Consider the following 23333-nt stretch of genomic DNA (forward strand, 5'->3'; position numbering starts at 1 on the left):
AGGGCCCCCACGCGCCGCTAACAGCGATGTGTGACGCTCTTCGAGCAGGGGCCGATGCCGAACACGGGGGAGTGCTGGTGAAGTTCGCGGTACTGGGAGCACTGACGACGGCCGACGACGACGGCGTGGCCTTCGTCGTCCGGGGAGCGAAGCCCCGTGCGCTGCTCGCCGTCCTGCTGCTGGAACCGAACCGCACCGTGCCGGCGGACACGGTGACGGCGGCGCTGTGGGGCGAGGACCCGCCGCCGACCGCCACCGCCTCGCTGCACAACCACGTCGCCCGGCTGCGCCGCGACCTCCGCGACGCCGGCGGCACCCGGCTGCGCACCATGCCCCACGGTCTCGAACTACGGGTTGACATCGATGAGTTGGACCGGGACGCGTTCGAGGGGCGGGTGCGCCGGGCGGTGCAGGCCCGCAACCGGGAGGACTGGGAGACGGCGGAGCACGCGGCGGGCGACGCGCTCGCCCTGTGGCGCGGCACCCCCTTCGCGGACGTGCCCGCTCTCGCCGGGCACCCCGTCGTCTCGTTCCTCCAGGAACAGCGGCTCCAGGCGCTCGAATGCCGCTTCGAGGCCCTGCTGCGTCTCGGCTGCCCGGAAGGGCTCGCGGCCGACCTGGGCCTCCTCGTCGAAGAGCATCCGTTCCGGGAGGCGCTGCACCGCCAGCTGATCCTCGCCCTCGGCCGCACCGGCCGCCGTGCCGAGGCGTTGGCCCGCTTCCGGTCCCTGCGCCGGACCCTGGTCGAGGAACTCGGGGTCGAGCCGGGCCCGGCCCTCCAGGACGCCCACCAGGAGGTGCTCCGCAGCGCCCCCCACCGGCAGCACCGTGAACCGCCCGCCCCCGACGTCCCGTCAGCCGCCCCCGGGTCCGAACCTCCGGCCGTGCCCGGGCGGACGCCCCCGCGGCCGGAGCAACTCCCCGCGCCGCCCGACGGGTTCGTCGGCCGCGCCGGGCACATCGCCGAGATCCGTGCCGCGCTGGAGTCGGACCGCGCCGGCACCGCGTGCGCGGTGATCAGCGGCATGCCGGGCGTCGGCAAGACAGGCCTCGCCCTGCACATCGCGGAACAGCTCAGGCCCGCGTTCCCGGACGGCCGCCTCTACCTCAACCTGCACGGCGCCACACCCGGCATCGCCCCCCTCACCCCCGCCGACGCCCTCGCCGCCCTCCTGCACGGCCTGGGGGTGGACTCCCGGCGGATCCCCGGCGACGAGGCGGCCGGCTCCGCCCTGCTGCGCTCCGCGCTGGCCGCCACCCGGACCCTCCTCGTCCTCGACGACGCGGCATCGGTGAGCCAGGTGCGTCCCCTGCTCCCGGCAGGCGCCGGCTGCGCCGTACTGCTGACCAGCAGACAGCCGCTGGCCACCCTCGGAGCCGCCACGCACGTCCGGCTCGAACCGCTCCCGCCGCGGGACGGCGCCCTTCTGCTGGCGCGGGCCGCCGGCCGCACCTGGGCCGCGGCCGACGCCCGAGCGGTCGCCCGGCTCGCGGACCTGTGCGGCCACCTGCCCCTGGCGCTGCGCATCTGCGCGGCCCGCCTCAGGAGCCGGACGGCGCTGTCGGTGGAGAAACTGGTGGAACGCCTCGCCCGGGTGGAGGACCGCCTGGACCACCTCGAGCTGGAGGACCTCAGCGTCCGCCGCTCCCTGACGGCGGCCCACGAGGCACTCACCGGCTCGGGCGACCCCCGCGACCGCGACGCCGCCACGGCCCTCGCCCTCGTCGGCGCACTGGACCTGCCCGAGTACGGCGCACCGCTGATGGCCGTCTCGACGGGCTCCTCCGAACGCCGCGCCGAACAGGCCCTGGACCGCCTGGCGGAGGTGGCGCTGCTCCATGAGACGCACTGGGGCCGCTACGTCCCGCACGACCTGGTCCGCGACTTCGCCCGGGAACTCGCCGACCGGCCGGACGCCAGGGCGGGGAACACCGAAGCCGTCGAACGGGCCCTGCGCTGGTACAGGCAGCGGCTCGCGCGATGCGCCGCCGCTCTCCGGCCGGGGCCCGGCCGACCGCCCGAACAGCCCGGAGAGGTCCCGGCCTTCGCCGACGCGGCGGCGGCACTCGCCTGGGGCGACACGGAGGCGGCGAACCTGCTCTTCCTGGCCGACTCCGGCGCCCACGGACGCCTGGGACCCGGCCGCACCCTGGAGCTGATCAACTCCCTGTTCCCCTATCTGCACGACCGCGGCCGGGCGCGCGACCTCGAACGGCTGACGCGGCACGCCATCGCCCTCGCCAGATCGGGCGGCGACGCCGCGGCCGAGGCACGGGCCCTCGGCCAGCTCGCCACCGCGCACTACTCGGCCGGACGCGTCCGCCAGGCACTGCTCCTGCTGGACGAAGCCGTGGAGCTCAGCGGGCACCTCTCCGACGACGCCGCCCGGATGCGGCACCTCGGCAACCGGGCCGCGCTGCTGCGGGAACTCGGCCGCGGCGCCGAGGCCCGGGCGACGCTCGCACGCTGTCTCGCCCTGCGCCCCGACACCCTCGCGCCGGGCGAGGAGGCGACGCTCGTCGGCCACCAGGGGAACGTCGCCGAACTCGGCGACCCGCGCTCGGCCCTCTCGTACCACCTGCGCAGCCGGGACCTCGCCCGGCAGGGCGGCAGTGCCGTGCTCGAACAGGTCGCCCTGTGCAACGCGGGCCGCGCCCACCTGGCCCTCGGCGAGCCCGCCCAGGCCCTGCGGAGCTTCGACGAGGCGCTGCGCGCCACGGCCTCCGGCGCCGGCCACTGGAACGCCGAGCGGGAGACCCGCCTGGGCCGCTCACAGGCCCTACGGGCGCTCGGCCGCCCCGGACCCGCCCGGGAGGCGTGCGAGGCACTCATCCGGGAAGCCGCCGCACGCGGCGACTCCTACGGGCGGGGTCTCGCCGAGTACGAGATGGGCCACGTCCTGAGGGAGCTCGGGGACGAGCGGGCGGCCCTGACCCGGTGGCGCGGCGCGCTGACCGCCCTGGAGGGCACGGACGCCCCGATGCTCACCGACCTGCGTACCCTCTCGGGGGCGATCACTTCCTACAATGCTCAGGTGATTCCAGAGGCCGGAAGCGAGGGGCGCACATGCTGAGAGAGGTCACCGCCACCCGCTACGTCGCACCCCTGCACTCCGGCGGCTCAGTCCCCGGCGTCGTCGAGGCGGACGACCTGGGCACCTACGTCGTCAAATTCACCGGCTCCGCGCAGGGCCGCAAGGCGCTCGTCGCCGAGGTGATCGTCGGCGAGCTGGCCCGCGCCCTGGGGCTGCGGTTCCCCGAGCTGGTGCTGGTGCACTTCGACCCGGCGGTAGCGGACGCCGAGCCACACCAGGAGGTGCGGGAGCTGCACACGGCGAGCGCGGGCGTGAACCTCGGCATGGACTATCTGCCGGGTGCCCGGGACTTCACGCCGGAGATCGCCCGGGTCTTCCCCGTCGACCCGCTGGAGGCGGGCAGGATCGTCTGGCTCGACGCCCTGACCGTGAACGTCGACCGTACGGTCCACAGCTCCAACCTGATGGTCTGGCCCACCCTCGGTGTCGCACCCCCGCGCCTGTGGCTGATCGACCACGGCGCCGCCCTCGTCTTCCACCACCGCTGGGACGGCGCGGACCCGGCCAAGGCCTACGACTTCCGGCACCACGCCCTCGGCCACTACGGGCCCGATGTGCGGGCCGCCGACGCCGAGTTGGCTCCCCGGGTGACCGAGGAGCTGCTCCGCCGCATCCTCGCGGAGGTCCCGGACGCCTGGCTCGCGGACGACCCCGGCTTCGACACCCCGGACGAGGCACGCGAGGCGTATGTGACGTACCTCCACGCGCGCGTGCGGTCCTCCGAGGCCTGGCTGCCCACCGGCTTTCCCACCCGGGAGGAACTCGCCGCCGAGGAGGCCGTCCGGGCGGCGAGAACCCAGCAAGGACGACCCGCGTGGCTCAAGCAGGTCCCCGATCTGCACGGCAAACCCGCGGCCCGACAGGATTGGTCGGTGCACCTCGGATGAGTGGCCGTGTGGAGATCGAGTACTGCACCCAGTGCCGCTGGCTGCCCCGCGCGGCGTGGCTGGCGCAGGAACTGCTCACGACCTTCGAGGCGGAGCTGACGGAACTGGCGCTGAAGCCGGGCACGGGCGGCGTGTTCGTCGTCCGCGTCGGCGACGAGGTCGTCTGGGACCGGCGCGAGCAGGGCTTCCCTGAACCGACCGCCGTGAAGAAGGCGGTACGCGACCGAGTGGCCCGGGAAAGACCCTGGGCCACTCGGAACGGTGACTGTTCAGCCCTTGAGCTGCTCGTACGCCGGCAGCGTCAGGAAGTCGGCGTAGTCCTCGTCGAGGGAGACCGTCAGCAGCAGGTCGTGCGCCTGCTGCCAGTTGCCGGCCGCGAAGGCCTCGTCGCCGATCTCGGCGCGGATGTTCGCGAGTTCCTCGGCGGCGACCTTGCGGGCCAGCTCGGCGGTGACCTGCTCGCCGTTGTCGAGGACGACCTCCGCGTTGATCCACTGCCAGATCTGGGAGCGGGAGATCTCGGCGGTGGCCGCGTCCTCCATCAGGTTGAAGATCGCGACCGCGCCGAGCCCGCGCAGCCAGGCCTCGATGTAACGGATGCCGACCTGCACGGCGTTCACCAGGCCCGCGTACGAGGGCTTGGCGTCGAGCGAGTCGATGGCGATCAGGTCGGCCGCCTCGACGGCGACGTCCTCGCGCAGCCGGTCCTTCTGGTTGGGCTTCTCGCCGAGGACCTTGTCGAAGGACTCCATGGCGATCGGCACCAGGTCGGGGTGGGCGACCCAGGAGCCGTCGAAACCGTCGTTCGCCTCGCGGTCCTTGTCGGCGCGGACCTTCTCGAAGGCGACCTTGTTGACCTCCGCGTCCCGGCGGGACGGGATGAAGGCCGCCATGCCGCCGATCGCGTGCGCGCCGCGCTTGTGGCAGGTGCGGACGAGGAGTTCGGTGTAGGCGCGCATGAACGGGGCCGTCATCGTCACCGCGTTGCGGTCCGGCAGGACGAACTTGGCGCCGCCGTCACGGAAGTTCTTGACGATGGAGAAGAGGTAGTCCCAGCGGCCGGCGTTCAGTCCGGAGGCGTGGTCGCGCAGCTCGTAGAGGATTTCCTCCATCTCGTACGCCGCCGTGATCGTCTCGATCAGGACGGTCGCGCGGACGGTGCCCTGCGGGATGCCGACGTACTCCTGCGCGAAGACGAACACCTCGTTCCAGAGACGGGCCTCCAGGTGCGACTCCGTCTTCGGGAGGTAGAAGTACGGGCCCTTGCCGAGGCCCAGCAGGCGCCCCGCGTTGTGGAAGAAGTACAGGCCGAAGTCGACCAGCGCGCCGGGCACCGGGGTGCCGTCCGCGTCGACGAGGTGACGCTCGTTCAGGTGCCAGCCGCGCGGGCGCATGACGACCGTGGCGAGTTCCTCGTTGGCCTTCAGGGCGTACGACTTGCCGGACCTCTCGTCCGTGAAGTCGATGTTCCGGGTGTAGGCGTCGCTCAGGTTGAGCTGGCCGAGGACCACGTTCTCCCAGGTGGGCGCGGAGGCGTCCTCGAAGTCCGCGAGCCACACCCTGGCGCCCGAGTTGAGGGCGTTGATGGTCATCTTGCGGTCGGTGGGGCCGGTGATCTCGACCCGGCGGTCGTTCAGCGCGTCCGGGGACGGGGCGACCTTCCAGGAGTCGTCGGCGCGGATCGCGGCGGTCTCCGGGAGGAAGTCGAGGGTGGAGGTGCGGGCGATCTCGGCGCGGCGCTCGGCGCGGCGGGCGAGGAGTTCGTCACGCCGGGGCGTGAACCGCCGGTGCAGCTCGGCCACGAAGGCCAGCGCCGCTTCGGTGAGGACCTCCTCCTGCCGGGGCAGGGGCTCGGCGTCGACGATGGCCAGCGGTGACGGCGCTGGTGCGGACATGAACGGTCACTTCCTTCAGCGAGCTACGAAGACGAGGCGGCGGTTCGGCACCGGGTGCCAGTCTTCCCGGATACGGCGTTCGGCACCCGCGGAGCCCTCGGGCGCTTCTGAACTGTGGATACTAGTTTCCTCATAGTGGAAGTTCAATCGTGTGTTGACGTCGAGACTCTTCGGATCGAGGAAAGGTGGCGCTCCGTGCCACCCCGCTCACTCAAGGTGGGCCAGATCGGCCTCGGTGTCGATGTCGAAGGGCCGGGCCACGTCCCCGCACTCGACGAGCGCGATCGCCGGCTCGTGTTCCCTCAGATAGGCGCGTGCCCCCGGTCCCCGGTGGCGGTCGTGGCGATGCCCGCCCAGTGGGCGGCCCCGAACAGGACAGGATGGCCCCGCACCCCGTCGTACGCGGCCGACACCAGCGACTCCTCGTCCTGGTACGCCCCGAGGACCCGGGCCACCGCCTCGGCGCCGATGCCGGGCTGGTCGACGAGCGAGACCAGCGTGGCCCGGGCGCCCGTACCGGCGAGCGAGTCGAGCCCGGCCCGCAGGGAGGTGCCCATGCCCTGCTCCCAGCCGGGGTTGTCGACGAGGACGCAGTCCGGCAGGGCGGCCCGTTCGCGCACCTCTTCGGACCGGGCGCCCAGTACCACGTGGACCCGTGTGCAACCGCCCTCCCGCAACACCCGCACCGCGTGCTCCACGAGCGGCCGCCCCCGATGCGGGAGCAGTGCCTTGGGTCGCCCTCCGAGTCGTCGCCCGCCCCCGGCGGCGAGCAGCAGCCCGGCAACCTCCTGGGCCTCTTCCGGCGTCTTCCGTGTCGTCATGGATCCTGCATACCGCACGATCCGGGCCGGGAAGTCACGCAGCGGAGCAAGTCGATGACGCAATGGACTGGCGTGTGGTGGGCCTTGTCGTTTAATCTCGCCCGCACCGACCGTCCGGGCGCTCGATCGCTGCCCGGTGTGGGGGACTTCGCGTCGGAATGGCAGGCGCACGACGAGGTGCGAGGGGGAGGACTGTGTTGCGGAGCGTGGAGCAGAAGCGGCAGGGGTCTGTGACCAGCGGCGACGAGGACCCGCGCGTGACGGAGCTGCGCTCCGCCGTGTCCGGGCTGCGCCGCCGGCTCGCCGCCCATCCCGGCGATTTCGCCGACCGGACCATCGCCGAGGAGGAACTGGCCGCGCTGGACGCGATGGCCGTCGCCGGCGTCCCCGAGATCCCGCGGCTGCGCCGCTCCCTGCTGCTGATCGCCGGCGCGATCGGCTCGGTGAGCGCGCTGTCTCCCGGCCTGTCGGAGGTCCGCAGGGCCGTGGACCTCTTCGGCGGGCCGGTGCGCGGGGAAGGCTGAGCGTGCTGACCGGCCCGGTCCGGTCAGTGTGCCGTCATGACGCGGGGCTCTGGGTGGCCAGGGCCTCCGACAGTTCCGCGGCGACCTGCTGGAGCACCGGCACGATCTTGTCCGTCGCCGCCTCCGTGACCCGGCCCGCCGGGCCGGAGATGGAGATGGCCGCGGCGGTCGGGGAGTCGGGCACCGAGACGGCCAGGCAGCGGACCCCGATCTCCTGCTCGTTGTCGTCGATCGCGTAGCCCTGCCGGCGTACGTCCTCCAGCGCGGCGATGAACCCGTCCGGCGTCGTGATCGTCTTCTCCGTCGCGGCGGGCATGCCCGTGCGGTGGAGCAGGGCGCGCACCTCCTCCGCGGGGAAGCTCGCGAGCAGGGCCTTGCCCACGCCCGTGGAGTGCGGCAGGACGCGCCGGCCGACCTCGGTGAACATGCGCATCGAGTGCTTCGACGGCACCTGCGCCACGTACACGATCTCGTCCCCGTCCAGCAGCGCCATGTTCGCCGTCTCGCCGGTCTCCTCGACCAGCCGGGCGAGGTAGGGCCGTGCCCAGGTGCCCAGCAGCCGGGAGGCCGACTCGCCGAGCCGGATCAGACGCGGGCCGAGCGCGTACCGCCGGTTCGGCTGCTGACGGACGTACCCGCAGGCCACCAGGGTGCGCATCAGGCGGTGGATGGTCGGCAGGGGCAGTCCGCTGCTCGCGGACAGCTCGCTCAGGCCGACCTCGCCGCCCGCGTCCGCCATCCGTTCGAGCAGGTCGAAGGCGCGCTCCAGGGACTGTACGCCGCCGTTGGCGGAGGACCGGGCGGAGTCGGTGGTGCTGGCGCTGGACGTCGGCACGGCGCGTTCCTTTCGGGACTGGCGGCGGAAGAGCAGAAGCCTACCCGGCAGTCGGTTGACTCCCCGCTCGTACGTAGCTACGTTCTGCGTACTGGAAGTTTAATTCCGCTTTGTGGAAACGTCCAGGAGTAGTCCTTTGAAAGGCGTCGAGGTCCAGTGTGCCCTTGACTGGCGCAGGAGAGGGAGTGAAACTCCTTCAACAGAAAGTTGAATTTCGGTAGGTGGAAGTAAGGGGTTCGGGTGTCCGACGCTGAACTGGTGCTTCGCTCGACGCGTGTCATCACTCCCGAAGGGACGCGCGCCGCCTCGGTCGCCGTCGCCGACGGCACGATCATGGCCGTCCTCCCGTACGACGCGCCCGTACCGGAGGGCGCCCGCCTGGAGGACCTGGGCGACCACGTCCTGCTGCCCGGCCTGGTCGACACCCATGTGCATGTGAACGACCCGGGCCGCACCGAGTGGGAGGGCTTCTGGACCGCCACCCGCGCCGCGGCGGCCGGCGGCATCACGACCCTCGTCGACATGCCCCTCAACTCCCTCCCGCCGACCACGACCGTCGCGCACCTGCGTACGAAGCAGCGGGTCGCCGCCGACAAGGCGCACATCGACGTCGGCTTCTGGGGCGGCGCCCTGCCCGACAACATCAAGGACCTCCGCCCGCTGCACGAGGCCGGCGTCTTCGGCTTCAAGGCGTTCCTGTCGCCGTCCGGCGTGGACGAGTTCCCGCACCTCGACCGCGACCCGCTCGCCCGCACCATGGCCGAGATCGCCGCCCTCGACGGCCTGCTCATCGTGCATGCCGAGGACCCCCACCTCCTCGCCACCGCCCCGCAGCGGCCCGGCCCCCGATACTCCGACTTCCTCGCCTCCCGCCCCCGGACGCCGAGGACACCGCCATCGCCCAGCTCATCCGCGAGGCGAAGGCCCTCCACGCGCGCGTGCACATCCTGCACCTGTCCTCCAGCGACGCCCTGCCGATGATCGCCGAGGCGAAGGCGGAGGGCGTCCGCGTCACCGTGGAGACCTGCCCCCACTACCTGACCCTCACCGCGGAGGAAGTCCCCGACGGCGCCAGCGAGTTCAAGTGCTGCCCGCCGATCCGCGAGTCCGCCAACCAGGACCTGCTCTGGCAGGCGCTGGCCGACGGTACCGTCGACTGCGTCGTCACCGACCACTCCCCGTCCACCGCCGACCTGAAGACGGACGACTTCGCGACGGCGTGGGGCGGCATCTCCGGGCTCCAGCTGAGCCTGGCGGCGGTGTGGACGGAGGCCCGCCGGCGCGGCCACGGTCTGGAGGACGTGGTCCGCTGGATGTCCGCCCGGACCTCCGAACTGGTCGGGCTCGACACCCGCAAGGGTGCCATCGCGGCGGGCCGCGACGCCGACTTCGCCGTCCTCGCACCCGACGAGACCTTCACCGTCGATGCGGCGGCCCTCCAGCACCGCAATCACGTCACGGCGTACTCCGGGAAGACCCTGTACGGCGTCGTGAAGTCCACTTGGCTGCGCGGGCAGCGCATCGTCGCGGACGGCGAGTTCACCGAACCGAAGGGGCGGCTCCTCACCCGAACCGACTGAGTCCCATCCCAGACCTCGAAAGGCAGATCTGATCACCGTGACGGCGACCCCGAGCTTCACCGGCGACGCGAACCCCTACGGAGGCGGCGACCCGTACGCGGACTACCGCACCGCCGACTTCCCCTTCACCCAGTACGCCAACCTCGCCGACCGGCGCCTCGGAGCCGGTGTCCTCGCCGCCAACGACGAGTTCTTCGCCCAGCGCGAGAACCTGCTGGTGCCCGAGCCCGCCGAGTTCGACCCCGAGCACTTCGGGCACAAGGGCAAGATCATGGACGGCTGGGAGACGCGGCGGCGGCGCGGTGCCTCCGCCGGGCACCCATGGCCGACGGCCGAGGACCACGACTGGGCACTGGTACGTCTCGGCGCGCCCGGGGTGATCCGCGGGATCGTCGTCGACACGGCCCACTTCCGCGGCAACTACCCGCAGGCGGTGTCCGTCGAGGGCGCCTCGGTGCCGGGCTCCCCGTCACCGGAGGAACTCCTCGGGGACGACGTGAAGTGGACGACCCTGGTCCCGCGCACCCCGGTCGGCGGCCACGCGGCGAACGGTTTCTCCGTCGAGGGCGAGCAGCGCTTCACCCACCTGCGGGTGAACCAGCACCCCGACGGCGGCATCGCACGCCTGCGCGTGTACGGCGAGGTCGTCCCGGACCCGCAGTGGCTGGCGGTGCTGGGCACCTTCGACGTCGTCGCCCAGGAGAACGGCGGCCAGGCGGAGGACGCCTCCAACCTCTTCTACTCGCCCGCCTCCAACACCATCCAGCCGGGCCGCTCCCGCAAGATGGACGACGGCTGGGAGACCCGCCGCCGCCGCGACCAGGGCAACGACTGGATCCGCTACCGGCTGGCCGCCCAGGCCCAGATCCGCGCCCTGGAGATCGACACCGCCTACCTCAAGGGCAACAGCGCCGGCTGGGCGTCCGTGTCGGTCAAGGACGGCGAGGACGGGGAGTGGCGCGAGATCCTGCCCCGCACCCGCCTCCAGCCCGACACCAACCACCGCTTCGTCCTCCCGGAGCCGGCTGTCGGCACGCACGCGCGCGTGGACATCTTCCCGGACGGCGGCATCTCCCGGCTGCGCCTGTTCGGCTCCCTGACCGAGGACGGCGCGAGGCATCTCGCGGCACGTCACCAGGAGCTGGGCGGCTGAGCCGAGCCCGACCCGTGGGGCGCACCGGCCTGACAGCACCGGTGCGCCCCGTGTGCCTCACGCGCGTCCCATGGACCTCACGCCGCGTGCCCGCCGTCCACGGCGAACTCCGCACCGGTCACATAGGTCGCCCCGGCCAGATAGGCGACCATGGACGCCACCTCGCCGGCCGTCCCGAACCGGCCCAGCGCGGTCATCGCCGCCTGGCCGGGCGCGTACGGCCCGTCCGCCGGGTTCATGTCGGTGTCGATCGGACCGGGCAGCACGAGGTTCGCGGTGATCCCGCGCTCGCCCAGCTCCCTCGCGAGGGCCTTCGTCAGACCGGCCAGGGCGGCCTTGCTCATCGCGTAGAGCGCCCCGCCGGGCCCCGGCACCCGTTGTGCCATGCAGCTGCCGAGGGTGATGATCCGGCCGCCCTCCGGCATCCGCGCGGCGGCCGCCTGGGAGGCCAGGAAGACCCCTCGTACGTTGATGTCGAGAACTCGGTCCACATCCGTGAGCGACAGGGTCTCCAGCGGTCCGAGCAGGCCCACCCCCGCGTTGTTCACGAGGATGTCGAGGCCGCCCAGCGCCTCGGCCGCCGCGGTCACCACACCGGCGGCCTCGGCGGCGTCCGCCGAATCCGCCCGCAGCGCCACCGACCGGCGCCCGAGCGCCTCCACGGCCCGTACGACCTCCTCGGCCGCCTCCTTGCCGTTCACATAGCCGACGGCCACGTCCGCGCCCTCCTGGGCCAGCCGCAGGGCCGTCGCCGCGCCGATGCCCCGGCTCCCGCCGGTCACGAGAGCCACCTTGCCGTGCAGGGTTTCCTGAGAAGCCGCTCGAGAAGTTCCGTGTGAAGTCATGTGTCCATCCCAGCGGGCGCCCGGCGGCGACGCTGGCGGCGAACGGACATCGAGGTCCCCGCCGGGACGCGCGCGTGGCGTACGGCCCAGCGATGAGTTGCGGGTGCCTGCGGGGTCTGAACCCATGACAACGGACCCTCATCGATCCGGAAAGGCAGGCACCCGCCATGGGCAAGCTCGTCTCCACCCTCTTCGTCACCCTCGACGGCGTCTACCAGGCCCCCGGCGGGCCGAAGGAGGACACCCGCGGGGACTTCACCCACGGCGGCTGGAGCTTCTGGTTCGCCGACGAGGACTTCGGCAGGTTCGTCAACGACGTCTTCGCGCGCCCGGCCGCCTTCCTGCTCGGGCGCCGTACGTACGACATCTTCTCCTCGTACTGGCCGAAGGTGACCGACCCCGCCGACCCGGTCGCCTCGAAGCTCAACTCACTGCCGAAGTACGTCCCTTCCTCGACCCTGAAGGACCCCGGCTGGGCGGGCACCACCGTGCTCTCCGGGGACCTCGCCCAGGAGGTCACCGCCCTGAAGGAGCGCACCGACGGCGAGATCCAGGTGCACGGCAGCGGCGCCCTCGTCCGCTCCCTGTTGTCGCTCGACCTCGTCGACACCCTCCACCTGCTGACCTTCCCGGTCGTGCTCGGCACCGGGTTCCGGCTGTTCCCGGAGGGCGCCGTACCGACCGCGTTCCGGCACACGGGAGGCAGCGTCAGCGGCGCGGGCGTCTCGATGCAGACGTACGACCTGGCGGGCCGACCGGAGTACGGGGAGTACAAACTTCCGGAGGACGCGTAGCCGCCCCGGTTAACTTCCCGCTAACTCATCGGTCTTGACGGGAAAATCTCTGCGCTTGACATTGACATGCCACTGTCTACGCGCGTCATCATGAGCGCATGATTTTCCCCCCACGCGCCTCGCGGCTCGGCGCAGCAGCCGCCCTCGTCTCCGCTCTCCTCATCGGCGGGACCGTCTCCGCCACCACGGCCGACGCGGCCCCCACCGCCGTCGGTGACATCTGCTACAGCAAACTGCCGTCCCAGGCCCACGACACGCTCGACCTGATCGAGAAGGGCGGCCCCTACCCGTTCGAGCAGGACGGCACCGTCTTCCAGAACCGGGAGCGCATCCTGCCCCAGCAGTCGACCGGCTACTACCACGAGTACACGGTCATCACCCCCGGCTCCTCCAACCGCGGTGCGCGGCGCATCGTCACCGGTGAGGAGAACCAGGAGGACTACTACACGGCCGACCACTACGAGTCGTTCGACCTGGTCGACTACGGCTGCTGAGCCGGGCCCGCCAGGGTGGTGCCGGGAGTCCGTCCGCTGCTCAGACGGACTTCCGGCTCCCGGCCGCCGCGAACAGGGCGACGCCCAGCACGAGCAGGGTCACGCTCGCGTAGATCTCGAAGCCGTCGAGGAACCCCAGGCGTTGCACGAGCCCCCAGTTCCAGTCGGTGAACTCGTGCACCAGGCCCGCCACGCCCTGGACCAGGGCGAGGAAGCCGAGAATCTCCAGTACCTGCTTCATGTCACGAGCCTCGCCCCGCGGACCCCCCACGCGCGTCGGCCGCAGGGCGAGGCTCCGGAAACGGAAGTCCCCGTTCGGACCCGGCCGACCGCATCGAAAGTCTCCGATGCCGTGACTTCGGTCGATGATCTCGCCCATGGACCGGTGGAACGGGGCCGGGCTGCGTAGATTTGCCGACCGTGAGTGGTGACAACGCGGGGCAGGCCGCGCCGGTGCTGCCGGGGGAGACACCCTCGCTGTTCACCGGGCGCAGATGGTTCATCCCGTCCGCCCTGCTGCACGAACTCGACCCCGAGACCGAACGGGGCGGGCGGCGGCCCCGGCGCACCGCGCGCGACTGGGTCGTCGACTTCTGCTGCTTCCTGCTCGCCGTGCTGGTGGGGATGGTCGCCATTGAGGCGCTCGTCAAGAACCCCCATGTCCCGGAAGGGCTGGCCGTCGTCGACCAGGTGGTCGGCGCGCTGGCCTGCGCGACGGTCTGGCTGCGCCGCCGCTGGCCCCTGGGGCTCGCCGTGGCGCTGACTCCCGTCACCCTCTTCTCGGACACCGCGGGCGGTACGGCCGTGATCGCCCTGTTCACCCTCGCGGTGCACCGCCCCTTCCGCTACGTGGCTTGGGTGGGCGGCGTCAACATCGCGCTGATCCCGCTGTTCTACTGGCTGCGCCCTGACGGGGACATCGCCTACGTGGTGAGCGTGCTCTTCGCCGTGCTGCTCACGGTGGCGATCGTCGGCTGGGGCATGTTCGTACGGGCCAATAGGCAGTTGCTGGTGAGCCTCAGGGACCGTGCCCGGCGGGCCGAGACGGAGGCGCGGCTGCGGGCCGAGCAGGCACAGCGGCTCGCCCGAGAGGCCATCGCGCGGGAAATGCACGACGTACTGGCCCACCGGCTGACGCTGCTGAGCGTGCACGCGGGGGCCCTGGAGTTCCGGCCCGACGCGCCCCCGGCACAGACCGCGAGGGCGGCGGGTGTGATCCGGGAGAGCGCGCACGAGGCCCTCCAGGACCTGCGGGAGATCATCGGTGTGCTGCGGGCGGACGGGCCAGACGACACCGGCAGGCCGCAGCCGACCCTCGGGGCGCTGGACACGCTGGTCGCCGAGTCCCGCCAGGCCGGCATGAAGGTCTCCCTGGACCAGCGCGTCGGCGACCCCGCCGCCGTTTCGTCCTCCGTCGGCCGCACCGCCTACCGCATCGCCCAGGAAGGGCTGACCAACGCCCGCAAGCACGCGCCCGGTACGGAGGTCACGGTGTCCGTCAGCGGCGCACCGGGCGACGGCCTCACCGTCTCCGTGGCCAACCCGCCCCCGAGGGCGAGGTGCCCCCGTACCCGGCTCCGGCCAGGGCCTGATCGGCCTGACGGAACGGGCGACCCTGGCGGGCGGCCGTCTGGAGCACGGGCACACGCCGGAGGGCGGGTTCGAGGTGCGGGCGTGGCTGCCGTGGGCGTGAGGGACAGGCTCGGCTGACCCGGGACGGATGCCGTGGATCTACGGGCGCCGTGGGCCTACGGGCGCCGTGGGCCTACGGGCGCCGTGGATCTACCGGCCTCGCGGGCCTACCGGCCTCGCGGGCCTACCGGCCTCGCGGGCCTACCGGCCTCGCGGGCCTACCGGCCTCGCGGGCCTACCGGCCTCGCGGGCCCGCAGCCCCCGCAGCCCCCGCGGGCCCACCGCCCCCACGACCCACCGCCCCCAGGGCCCTTGTGGCCGGTGAGGCGGGCGGCGGATCATGGGCATATGTCGTCTGGTGCACCGCAGTTCGAGGTCGCGTCCGTGTTGAGGGAGGTGAAGACGGTCCGCGTCGAGGGTCTGGTCCGGATACGGGAGCTCCATGTCCCGCTGCTCCGCCGGGCGGCCGCCGCGCACTCCGCGGCCGTCACCGACGCCTGGCCCGTAGAGGTGGAGAACCTGCTGCGCACGGCCGTGTCCCGGCTCGGCGGAGGCGACCTGGAGCAGGCGGCCGACTACTCGCTCGGCCTGGCGCCCGGCCTGCGCGACCGTCCGGCGGCGGACCGGCGCCGGCTCGCCGCCCAGGTGTACAGCGTCAGTGTCGAGCGCTTCCGCAAGAGCCAGGAGGAAATGGTCCTGGCCCAGATCGCCGAACAGGTGTGCTGGCTGGCCGGCATCGCCCCGCAACGCACGGCCACGCCTCAACCGCCCCTCCTCGCACCGCACTTGCAGCACCGCTGGCTCCGCGTCGGATCCCGCGAGGTACTGCTGCACGTGCACCCCGTCGAACTCCTCCGGAACGTAGACGTGATCGTCTCCCCGACCAACACGCACCTCTCCCTGCCCGCGATGTTCAAGGCCTCCGTGTCCGCGTCCCTGCGCCGCGCCGGCGCCGTGCGCGGCACGGCCGGGGACGTCACCGCCGACCCCGTGCACGACGCGCTGCTCGGCTGGCGCACGGCGCACGGGCTGCTGGGCCGCCCCGCACTGCCCGGCACGGTGGCCCCCACCGAGCCGGGCGCCCTCGGGGCCCGGGGCATCCGCCGTCTCTACCACGCCGCCGTCGCCGTTCCGAGGCCCGGCACCAACGACTACGACGTCGCCGCCCAGGACGTCGTCACGGCCGCGGCCCGCGCCCTGGCCCTGCTGTCCGAGGAACGCGCCGCCTTCACACCGCCGTTGCGGTCGATCTGCTTCCCCCTGCTCGGCGCGGGCCGAGGCGGACTGCCCCCGCAGACCGGCGTCAGTGCCCTGTGGGCCGCGCTGGAAGCCGGCAGCGACACGGACACCGACCTCCACCTCGTCGTCCGCCGCCCCCTGGTCGCCGACCTGCTGGCCGAGACGCTGGGCGCGCGCGAACGGCCCCTGCCCGCACGCGGATCAGCCGACACCGAGGAGAAAGGACACAGGTGCGGGTGAACCCCTTCACGGTGCTCGCCGCCGCCGCGGCCGACTGGCAGAGACTGTCCGGCCTGCTCGAACCGGGCACACGCCGGACGCTGAGCGAGCGGCTGTCCCGACTACGAGCCGGGGCGGACGCCTCGGACCCGGCCGCGGTCCTGGCCGCCGCCGAGACCCTCCTCGACGCCCTCCCCGCCGACGAATCCGCCCGGCTCCGACAGCACGGCGACACCGGGCGGTTCACGGCGCAACCTCAGGCCCAGCAGCTGTACGAGGGATACGCGGCGGCCGACCTGTGCATGCTCGTCCTCGACGGCAACCCCATGGTCGGACCCGTCCTGGGCCCCGTCCGCGAACGCCTGCTGAGCGAGCCGTCCACGCCCTGGACCGAGAGCGCCGACCCACTGCTGATCGTCCTCTCCGGCCCGGACGGCCGCAGACGGCTGCCCCTCTTCCAGTTCGAGGCCGGGGCCATGCCCTGGCGGATCGCCCTGGAGGTCAATTCCGTCCTGCGCGCCGCCACCGACCCCTGGGGCGCCGCCGACTGGTGGCTGTCCCGTACGACATGGTGGGACGGCACCCCGGCGTCCCTGCTGGGCCGTGACCGCGACGTCGAACTGCTCGGCGCGGCCCGGGAACTGGCCGACCCGGAGGGGGAGGAGTAGCCCATGGGCAAGTACCCGCCGCCCGAGGCCCTGCCGGGCGAACCGACCCGGTCCGTGCTGCGCGCCGGCACACCTGTGTACCGCGTGCACTCCACCCACCGCCCGCCTACCGCGTACAACCCCCGCCCCTCGCACGCCTTCTACTACGGCGGCCGTTTCGACAGCACCCCCTACGACCGCTACGGCTACCTCTACGTCGGCTTCGGCGTCGGTGCCGCCGTCTGCGAGGTGCTGCTGCGCTCCCTGCCGTTCGACTCCGACGCCGGCCACCGGCTGCTGCCCCGCGTGGCGTTCGAAGGCCGGGGCCTGTCCTTCCTGCGACTGGCCGCCGACATCGAGGTCGTCTCGCTGATGTCCGGCGCGGATCTCGCGGCGGTGGCGCAGGACGCGTGGCTGGTGCACACCGAGGGCGCGGACTACCCGCAGACACGCGACTGGGGCCACTGGATCCGCCGGCACACCGAGCCCTGGGCGCAGGGCTTCGTCTGGCCGTCCAAGCGCGAGCCGGCCGACCGGGTCGCGATCCTCTTCGACGACCGGGGCGGGCCGCAGATGCTGGAACCCACGGGCGCGCCCGGCGTCGATTTCGGGACCGAGGAGGGGGAGCGGTGGCTCAACGGGGTGCTGGCGCCGTACCGGACGCGAACCGCGCCGCGGTCGCGGGAGCGGGGGATGTGAGATGACGACTCCGTACGACCTTCAGGCGCTGGTGTGGGAGATCGAACAGCGGGCCAACGGCGTGGCCAGCGGTGAGGACCTGGCCGGGATGACCCGGCTGGTGCTGGACCGGCTGGGCTGTACAACGGCACAGCAGGCCTACGACCGCCTGTACGGGGACTGGGCGAAGCTGCCCCGGGGCACGGTCATGTCCGGGCTTCGGGCCGGACACGTCCTCAGTGTGCTGCCGATGCTGCGGCTCGAACAGCCGCTCATCGACGCCCGATGGGAGGAGGAACTCTGGCAGGAGATGCGGGACCACGGGCCGACGGACGAGACGTGGCAGGCGAGCGTCGTCGTCAAGCACAGCGCGTGGGGCCTACGGCACCTGACCGACCCCGCCCAGATGGAGACGGCGCTCGCCCGGATCGAACAGGCCCGGGCCGTGCTCCCTCCCGGCACCCGGATCCGGGAGAACCTCGACATCGCCCACGCCAGCCTACGGACGTACCTGGGGCAACTGGGCGGCGGTGAGGACGATTTCGACACCGCCGTCGATGACCTGGCCCGGCTCGTCGCGGACGCGGACATGGAACCGGACCAGCGTCTCGCCATGAACGCGCAGGTCGCTCTGTTCCGGATCCACCAGGCCTTCCGCCGTTCTGACGAGACGTCCCTGGCCGACCAGATCGGTGTGCTCGAGCTCGCCATGGCGCGGCTGCCCGACAACCACATGGACCGGTTCACGTTCGAGTCCCACCTGGAGGCCGCCCGGGGATCCCTGACGTTCCTGCGGGCGCAGCGCACCGGCAGGTTCGAACCCGCCACCGAAGGGGCGGGCGCCGCCACGCCGACCCACGAGATCCACCGCCGGATCGCCACGCTGCCGCTCAACGCCCAGGCCGACAAACTCGGTGAGGCGGGCTTCGCGGTGGGGCAACGGGCCCTGCTGACCATGGACTACCAGGGGATGCTGGAGGCCAAGGAACTGCAGGAAGCCGCACTGGACCTGCTCGAACCGGACGACGACCGGTGGCTCCGGGTCGCGGGTGCGCTGGGCGTCGTCCACTGCACCATGGCCGGGCTCCACATCGCGCCTGAGGCCGACCGCCCCCACCACCTCGACCAGGGCATCGCCTGGCTGCGGCACACCCTGAAGCTCACCGAAGGGCCCCACCACCCCCTGTGGGGCGGTACCGGCATCACGTTGGCCAAGGCCTACCGGCTGCGCGGCGACGAGTACGCGCACGACACCCGCACCGCGGGCCTGAACTACGACGCCTCCCGCCGCGTCGGCCTCGAATGCCTGCGCGCGGCGGCCTGGAGCTCCCTGCTGCAGTCCGGTACCGCCCATGCCGCGCAGACGGCCCGGATGGCGGGTGGCCAGGCCCTCGACGTGGCGCGCTGGTGTCTGGCCGACGGGGTTCACGCCGACGCCGTACGGGCCCTCGACGCTGGGCGCGGCCTGGTCCTGCACGCGGCGACCGTGGTCACCACCGTGCCCGACATGCTGAGGGAGTCGGGCCAAACGGAACTCGCGCGGGAGTGGCAGGCCGCGGGCAGCGTGCCCGAGCTCGGGGAGGAGATGCTGTTCAGCGGTCAGGCCGCGGTCGCGGGGCCCTCCAGCAGGCTGCGCCGGCGCGTCCTGGAGGCGCTGGCCGACTCCCCACGGCAGCGCCGCCTGCTGGATGTTCCCGCACCCGGGGACATCGGTTCGGCGCTGCGCGCGATGGGCGCGTCCGCGCTGGTCTACCTGGTGCCCGGCGACGGCGACGTGCCCGGACTCCTCGGCCCCCAGCACGGCTCCGGCACTGCCGTCATCGTCACCGCCGACGGCAGCACAGACGCCCTCGACCTGCCCCGCCTCACCCTCGACGCACCCCCGCTCACCGCCTACCGCGCCACCGGCACCCCAGGCCGCGACGCCGGCGGCCCGCCCGAGGACGACGCCCCGCCCGAGCCCCGCCCGAGCCCCGCCACGAGCCGCGCCGCTCTTGAACAGGTGTGCGCCTGGGCCGGTACGGCGGTGATGGAACCGCTGCTCAGCCGGCTCCCGCGCGGCTACGGCCGGGTGCCTTCGGTCGTGCTCGTCCCCATGGGCGACCTGGGCGTCGTGCCCTGGCATGCGGCACGCGTGCGTGGCCGGCGAAAGGCGCGGGCACACGCCTGCGAGGAGGTGGACATCTCCTACCTGCCCTCCGCCCGGCTGCTGTGCGATGTGGCCGCAAGGCCCGCCGCCGGCACCCGCCGGACCCTGGTCGTCGGCAACCCGACCCGCGATCTGCACCATGCCGGTGAAGAGGCCGAGGCCGTTCACAGCGTCTTCCACCCGGACGGCGACCTGCTCGGCCCCGGCGCCGCCACGCCCGCCGCCGTCACCGACTGGCTGCGCCGGCAGCAGGGCGGACTGCTGCACCTCGCCTGCCACGGAGTGGTGCGCCAGGGTGAGCGGCACAGTGCGTATCTCGCCCTGTCCGGAGGGCGGTTGGCCGCCGAGGAACTGACCGAGGGCACGACCCGCTACCGCGGCCTGGACCTGGTCGTGCTCGCGGCCTGCCGTACCAACGTCTCCGGGCACGGCTACGACGAGGCGTACAGCCTGTCCACCGCGTTCCTCGTCGCGGGCGCCCGCTCGGTCATCGGCTCCCTGTGGCCCGTGCCCGACGAGGCGACGTCCCTGCTGATGTACATGACCCACCACTTCATGAGCCACGAGGCCCTGTCGCCCGGAGCGGCGCTGCGCAGCGCCCAGTCGTGGATGCTGAACGAACGCCGCGAGGCGCCGCCCGGCATGCCGGACCGGCTGCGGGCACGGGTACGGCACATCGACGGCGCCGACCTGACAGCGTGGGCGGGCTTCACCCACCTCGGCTGGTGACGGCTCCTCACACCTGGGTGCGCACGACCACCTGTGCCGTCCCCCACCGGGCCGCCCCGAAGGCCGGACCGCCCGCGTCCCGGCCGTTCTGGACGCCCGCCCCGATCACTCGCAGCAGGCCGCCTCCACCGTCCGGGGCCGGGCTGAGGCGGGCACCGGAGGGGCGGCGGAGGACCAGGCGGGCAGCCGGAAGGGCGCGAGGTTCAGCTCCTCCTCCGCGACGATCACCTTCAGCCAGTCCCGGGTGGAGGCACCCCGCACCGTCGAACGCCCCGGCGGCAGCCGCATCCACACGGGCTGCCCGCGCCGGGCCCACCCGGCCCTGCCGTCCCCGATGAACTCACCCTCGAACAGGTGCGGGGACGAGCCGTAGCCGTCCGTCAGATCGAGGAGCACCGCCCACAGGTCACGTCCGGAGAAGTTGTGGATACCGACCCGCACCTGCGGTTCACGGCCGTCGGGTGTGTAGGCGCAGACGATCTCGCCGTCCGCCGAGTGACGCAGACTGCCCACCGACGTCTCCTCGACGGTGATCCGCACCAGCGACGACAGGAGCGGATCAGGATTGGCCAGGTCCCGGATGTGGTGCCAACGGGCGATGTGGGCGAGGCAGTCGGTGACGCCGGCCGCGTCCGCAGGCGCCTCCAGCGGCAGGTCGGGCACGGGATGACCGGCGCCGCCCGACACCCGGGCCCTGCCGTACCCGGCCTCCACATGCAGTCGCAGAGCCCCTTCCACCGCGGGCAGGCCGTCCTGCTCCAAGGCCAGGGCGGGCACCGCCGCGACGGCCTCCGCGACCCGGCGTACGGCGGCCGGCTCACCGGACAGCGTCACGACCGCCGGGGGGAACGCCATGGCCGACGGGGTGACGGCGTGCGCCACCTGCTCGTCCTCGGGGGTCGGCTGCCAGTCGACCGGGTCCACCACAGCCGACTCGGTCCGTACCTCCCGGACCACGACCGTGCGCTCCACGGTGTCCCCGGCCAGGGTGAACTCGGCGCCCGCCGACCGCAGCCCGTGCGCCGCGCCGCAGTTGACCTCCCAGCCCCACGCCGTGTGCCGCAGCAGGAACGGCGAGGCCGGCACTGGCTCGCCGGACAGGAAGCCGCCGTCCTCCGGGCCGCGCAGCTCGGGATGCTGGACGTGGCCCCGGACGCGCACGCGCGCGTGGGCGAGCGCGTGCACCTCCCCGTAGGTGGCAGTGGGACCGAGACCGTCGAGCGCGTTCAGCAGCCCATGGCTGAACAGGCCCCGGGTCCGCCCGTCGATGACTGTCTCGTGCGCGAGCTCCTGCGGACGGCACGCGGCCAGCAGGACATGCCGACCCGGCTCGGGTCCCGCCCCGCCGCCCTCGCGCGACCCCGAATGCCACCAGGACTGCCAGGGCACACCCCGGACCGCCGCACCGGCCGCACCGGCCGCGTTCTCCCGGGTCGCCCCGCCCGAATGGCAGCAGTCCAGCACCGCGACGACATGGGTGCCGCGGGCGGCGACGCGGTCCAGGAGCGCCCCCAGTTCGGTGTCCCGCAGCACCGGCTGCCCGCCCGGGACGAGGCTGTCGTGGCACACCAGCGCCTGGGACCAGCCGGTGGCCTCGCCCGGGTCGCTGGTCGGGCTCTGGCTGCCGTGCCCGCTGAACCACAGCAGCGCGGTGTCGCCGGGGCCGCTGCGCCCCAAGTGCTCCTCCAGGCCCGCGAGCACGGCCGCCCGGGTCGCCCGCGCGTCGTACAGCGACCGGACGCGAGGCTTCGGACCGGGCCTGCCGCGCAGCCAGCTCTCCGCCGCCCGTACGTCGTTGACGCAGCCGCACAGCGGCGCGCCGGGGTAGTCGTCGATGCCCACGAACAGGGCGTACACGGTGCGCATACGGTGATCCTTCCAGGTCCGCCGGGCGCGGGCAGGGCGTTTCCGGGGCGCATGCCGGGCGCCCGCGCGCAACCCCATGCCCCGCGCGCCGAAGCCAGTTGACTTGACTGCGGAGATGGCTGATGTTTGTGCCGCCTTCAGCACCGCGAGTAACGGAAGGAACACCACGTGAGTTTCGGGGGACCCGCCAACCCGTACCAGCCGCCCGGGCCGCCGGCCGGGGGACCGTACCCGCCGCCTCCGGCCATGGGCCCCTACGTACCGCCGCAGCCGGGCCCGGCCCCTACGGCTATCCGCCGCAGCCACAGCCGTATCCCTTTCCTCATCCCTATCCGCCGCAGCCTCACCCGGGGCCGGGGCCGGGCGGTCTTCGCGCCGGCGAATGGCCTTCGCTGCGCCAGCTGTTGCGGCAGGGACGGTCGAACACCTCCGGCTGCCTGTGGCTGGTGCTGCTCGCCCCGTGCACCTGGTTCGCGTTCCTGCCGCTCGTGGTGGGCTACTCGTTCGCGCGCTCGGCCCGCAACCGGGCCCATCGGCTCTTCCCGCGGCACGGACACCGGGTCGTCGACGACCGGCATGTCACGCGCGTGCAGAAGGTACGGGCCTGGACCGCTGCCGCCATGTCCCTGATGCTGCTCGCCGTCTACGGCAAACCGGAGGACGTCGCCGAGGCCCAGGAGCAGTACATGATGCGGCTGGCGGTCACCCCGCCGCTGCTGCTCCTGAGCGCGCCCGTCGTGATCGCGGTGCTCTTCCGCTGGGCGTCGGCGGAGCGGCGGTCGGCCATGCGCGCCAGCGTGCGGGCCGCCCTGCGGTCGGCCGGGTGGTACGTCGGCGCCGTGACGGCCCTTCCGCTGCTCGGCGGGGCGATCATCCTGCTCGGCCGGAACAGGACGCCCTCCGCCGGGGCGTCGGAACCCGCTCCCTGGCTGATCCTCGCCACGGCCCTTCCCCTGGTCTGGCTCCTGTTCTTCATCGGCTTCGCCACCGGCCCGGCCATCCGCACCGGTTTCAACACCTCGGCCGTGCACGCGGCGCTCCCCGCCCTGCTGACCGGCACCCTGGTGTGGGAGTTCGCGGTCATCAGCATGGTCGCGGGCGGGCTGCCGCCCGGCCCGCCGCTGATCCAGGCCCTCGCAGTCGTCGGCGGCCCCGCCTCGGTGACGGCGGTGGTCTGGTGGGAGATCCGCCGCCTGCGAACCCTGTACGGAGTGACGCTGCGCGCCTGACCGCGGCCGTGATTACGTAACT

Annotated in this window: 16 protein-coding genes and 4 pseudogenes; 14 read left to right on the forward strand and 6 right to left on the reverse strand. The window is 73.0% G+C overall.

Translation table 11 applies throughout. From position 1 onward, the window contains the following. Nucleotides 1-77: 77 nt before the first annotated feature. From ACQEV8_RS35465 to ACQEV8_RS35475, 3 genes and pseudogenes are all read left to right on the forward strand, one after another. Complete coding sequence (locus tag ACQEV8_RS35465; protein WP_432968758.1) at nt 78-3074, forward strand: AfsR/SARP family transcriptional regulator; 2997 nt, start codon at nt 78-80, stop codon at nt 3072-3074. After that, on the forward strand, nt 3068-3982 hold the full coding sequence (locus tag ACQEV8_RS35470; RefSeq protein WP_432968761.1) for a HipA family kinase: 915 nt from the start codon (nt 3068-3070) through the stop codon (nt 3980-3982). Before ACQEV8_RS35465 ends, ACQEV8_RS35470 begins: the two co-directional genes overlap by 7 nt. After that, nucleotides 3979-4247 (forward strand): annotated as a pseudogene (locus tag ACQEV8_RS35475) (SelT/SelW/SelH family protein). The gene ACQEV8_RS35470 and the pseudogene ACQEV8_RS35475 overlap by 4 nt, the downstream one beginning before the upstream one ends. A gap of 4 nt (nt 4248-4251) precedes the next feature. Here the strand turns inward: ACQEV8_RS35475 and aceB are convergent. Together aceB and ACQEV8_RS35485 are read right to left on the reverse strand one after the other, a co-directional pair. Then, a complete protein-coding gene (aceB, locus tag ACQEV8_RS35480) occupies nt 4252-5877 on the reverse strand; it encodes a malate synthase A (RefSeq protein ID WP_432968764.1) in 1626 nt (541 codons plus the stop codon). Nucleotides 5878-6084: 207 nt separating this feature from the next. Beyond that, nucleotides 6085-6698, reverse strand: a pseudogene (locus ACQEV8_RS35485) (nucleotidyltransferase family protein). A gap of 194 nt (nt 6699-6892) precedes the next feature. Here ACQEV8_RS35485 and ACQEV8_RS35490 point away from each other — a divergent pair. Then, nucleotides 6893-7222, forward strand: a complete 330-nt coding sequence (locus tag ACQEV8_RS35490) for a DUF5955 family protein (RefSeq protein ID WP_432968767.1) — start codon at nt 6893-6895, stop codon at nt 7220-7222. A 34-nt stretch (nt 7223-7256) separates the two neighbouring features. On the opposite strand, the gene allR is transcribed toward ACQEV8_RS35490, so the two are convergent. Beyond that, nucleotides 7257-8057 carry an allantoin degradation transcriptional regulator AllR gene (gene allR, locus ACQEV8_RS35495; RefSeq protein WP_432968770.1) on the reverse strand — a complete coding sequence of 267 codons (801 nt, stop codon included), beginning with the start codon at nt 8055-8057 and terminating at the stop codon, nt 7257-7259. 240 nt (nt 8058-8297) lie between these two features. On the opposite strand from allR, the pseudogene allB reads away from it, so the two are divergent. Next, nucleotides 8298-9637, forward strand: a pseudogene (allB, locus tag ACQEV8_RS35500) (allantoinase AllB). A 37-nt stretch (nt 9638-9674) separates the two neighbouring features. Next, nucleotides 9675-10790, forward strand: a complete 1116-nt coding sequence (gene alc / locus ACQEV8_RS35505; protein WP_432968773.1) for an allantoicase — start codon at nt 9675-9677, stop codon at nt 10788-10790. A gap of 77 nt (nt 10791-10867) precedes the next feature. On the opposite strand, the gene ACQEV8_RS35510 is transcribed toward alc, so the two are convergent. After that, complete coding sequence (locus tag ACQEV8_RS35510) at nt 10868-11635, reverse strand: SDR family oxidoreductase (RefSeq protein WP_432968776.1); 768 nt, start codon at nt 11633-11635, stop codon at nt 10868-10870. A gap of 167 nt (nt 11636-11802) precedes the next feature. On the opposite strand from ACQEV8_RS35510, the gene ACQEV8_RS35515 reads away from it, so the two are divergent. Both ACQEV8_RS35515 and ACQEV8_RS35520 read left to right on the forward strand, forming a co-directional pair. Beyond that, nucleotides 11803-12429 carry a dihydrofolate reductase family protein gene (locus ACQEV8_RS35515; protein WP_432968779.1) on the forward strand — a complete coding sequence of 209 codons (627 nt, stop codon included), beginning with the start codon at nt 11803-11805 and terminating at the stop codon, nt 12427-12429. 98 nt (nt 12430-12527) lie between these two features. After that, nucleotides 12528-12923 carry a ribonuclease domain-containing protein gene (locus ACQEV8_RS35520; protein ID WP_432968782.1) on the forward strand — a complete coding sequence of 132 codons (396 nt, stop codon included), beginning with the start codon at nt 12528-12530 and terminating at the stop codon, nt 12921-12923. A gap of 40 nt (nt 12924-12963) precedes the next feature. Here the strand turns inward: ACQEV8_RS35520 and ACQEV8_RS35525 are convergent, their stop codons facing one another. Next, entirely contained in the window at nt 12964-13164 is a 201-nt protein-coding gene (locus ACQEV8_RS35525) for a hypothetical protein (RefSeq protein ID WP_432968785.1), read from the reverse strand. Nucleotides 13165-13376: 212 nt separating this feature from the next. Here ACQEV8_RS35525 and ACQEV8_RS35530 point away from each other — a divergent pair. The 5 genes and pseudogenes from ACQEV8_RS35530 to ACQEV8_RS35550 all read left to right on the forward strand — a co-directional run bounded on the left by ACQEV8_RS35530 (nt 13377) and on the right by ACQEV8_RS35550 (nt 20216). After that, nucleotides 13377-14616 (forward strand): annotated as a pseudogene (locus ACQEV8_RS35530) (sensor histidine kinase). 287 nt (nt 14617-14903) lie between these two features. Continuing rightward, nucleotides 14904-16034, forward strand: coding sequence for a hypothetical protein (locus ACQEV8_RS35535; RefSeq protein ID WP_432968788.1), 1131 nt, complete (start codon nt 14904-14906; stop codon nt 16032-16034). Continuing rightward, nucleotides 16025-16681: a hypothetical protein gene (locus ACQEV8_RS35540; RefSeq protein ID WP_432968791.1), complete on the forward strand. Its 657-nt coding sequence runs from the start codon at nt 16025-16027 to the stop codon at nt 16679-16681. Before ACQEV8_RS35535 ends, ACQEV8_RS35540 begins: the two co-directional genes overlap by 10 nt. 3 nt (nt 16682-16684) lie before the next feature. Further along, nucleotides 16685-17359: an RES family NAD+ phosphorylase gene (locus tag ACQEV8_RS35545; protein ID WP_432968794.1), complete on the forward strand. Its 675-nt coding sequence runs from the start codon at nt 16685-16687 to the stop codon at nt 17357-17359. A 1-nt stretch (nt 17360) separates the two neighbouring features. Then, nucleotides 17361-20216, forward strand: a complete 2856-nt coding sequence (locus tag ACQEV8_RS35550) for a CHAT domain-containing protein (RefSeq protein ID WP_432968797.1) — start codon at nt 17361-17363, stop codon at nt 20214-20216. A gap of 105 nt (nt 20217-20321) precedes the next feature. Here ACQEV8_RS35550 and ACQEV8_RS35555 read toward each other — a convergent pair whose 3' ends face one another. After that, on the reverse strand, nt 20322-22082 hold the full coding sequence (locus ACQEV8_RS35555; RefSeq protein WP_432968800.1) for a caspase family protein: 1761 nt from the start codon (nt 22080-22082) through the stop codon (nt 20322-20324). 404 nt (nt 22083-22486) lie between these two features. Between ACQEV8_RS35555 and ACQEV8_RS35560 the strand changes: the two genes are divergently transcribed. Further along, a complete protein-coding gene (locus tag ACQEV8_RS35560; RefSeq protein ID WP_432968803.1) occupies nt 22487-23311 on the forward strand; it encodes a hypothetical protein in 825 nt (274 codons plus the stop codon). The last annotated feature ends 22 nt before the right edge of the window (nt 23312-23333 follow it).

Origin of the sequence: Streptomyces sp. CA-179760, from assembly GCF_050937045.1 — a bacterium.
Taxonomy (GTDB): Bacteria; Actinomycetota; Actinomycetes; order Streptomycetales; family Streptomycetaceae; genus Streptomyces.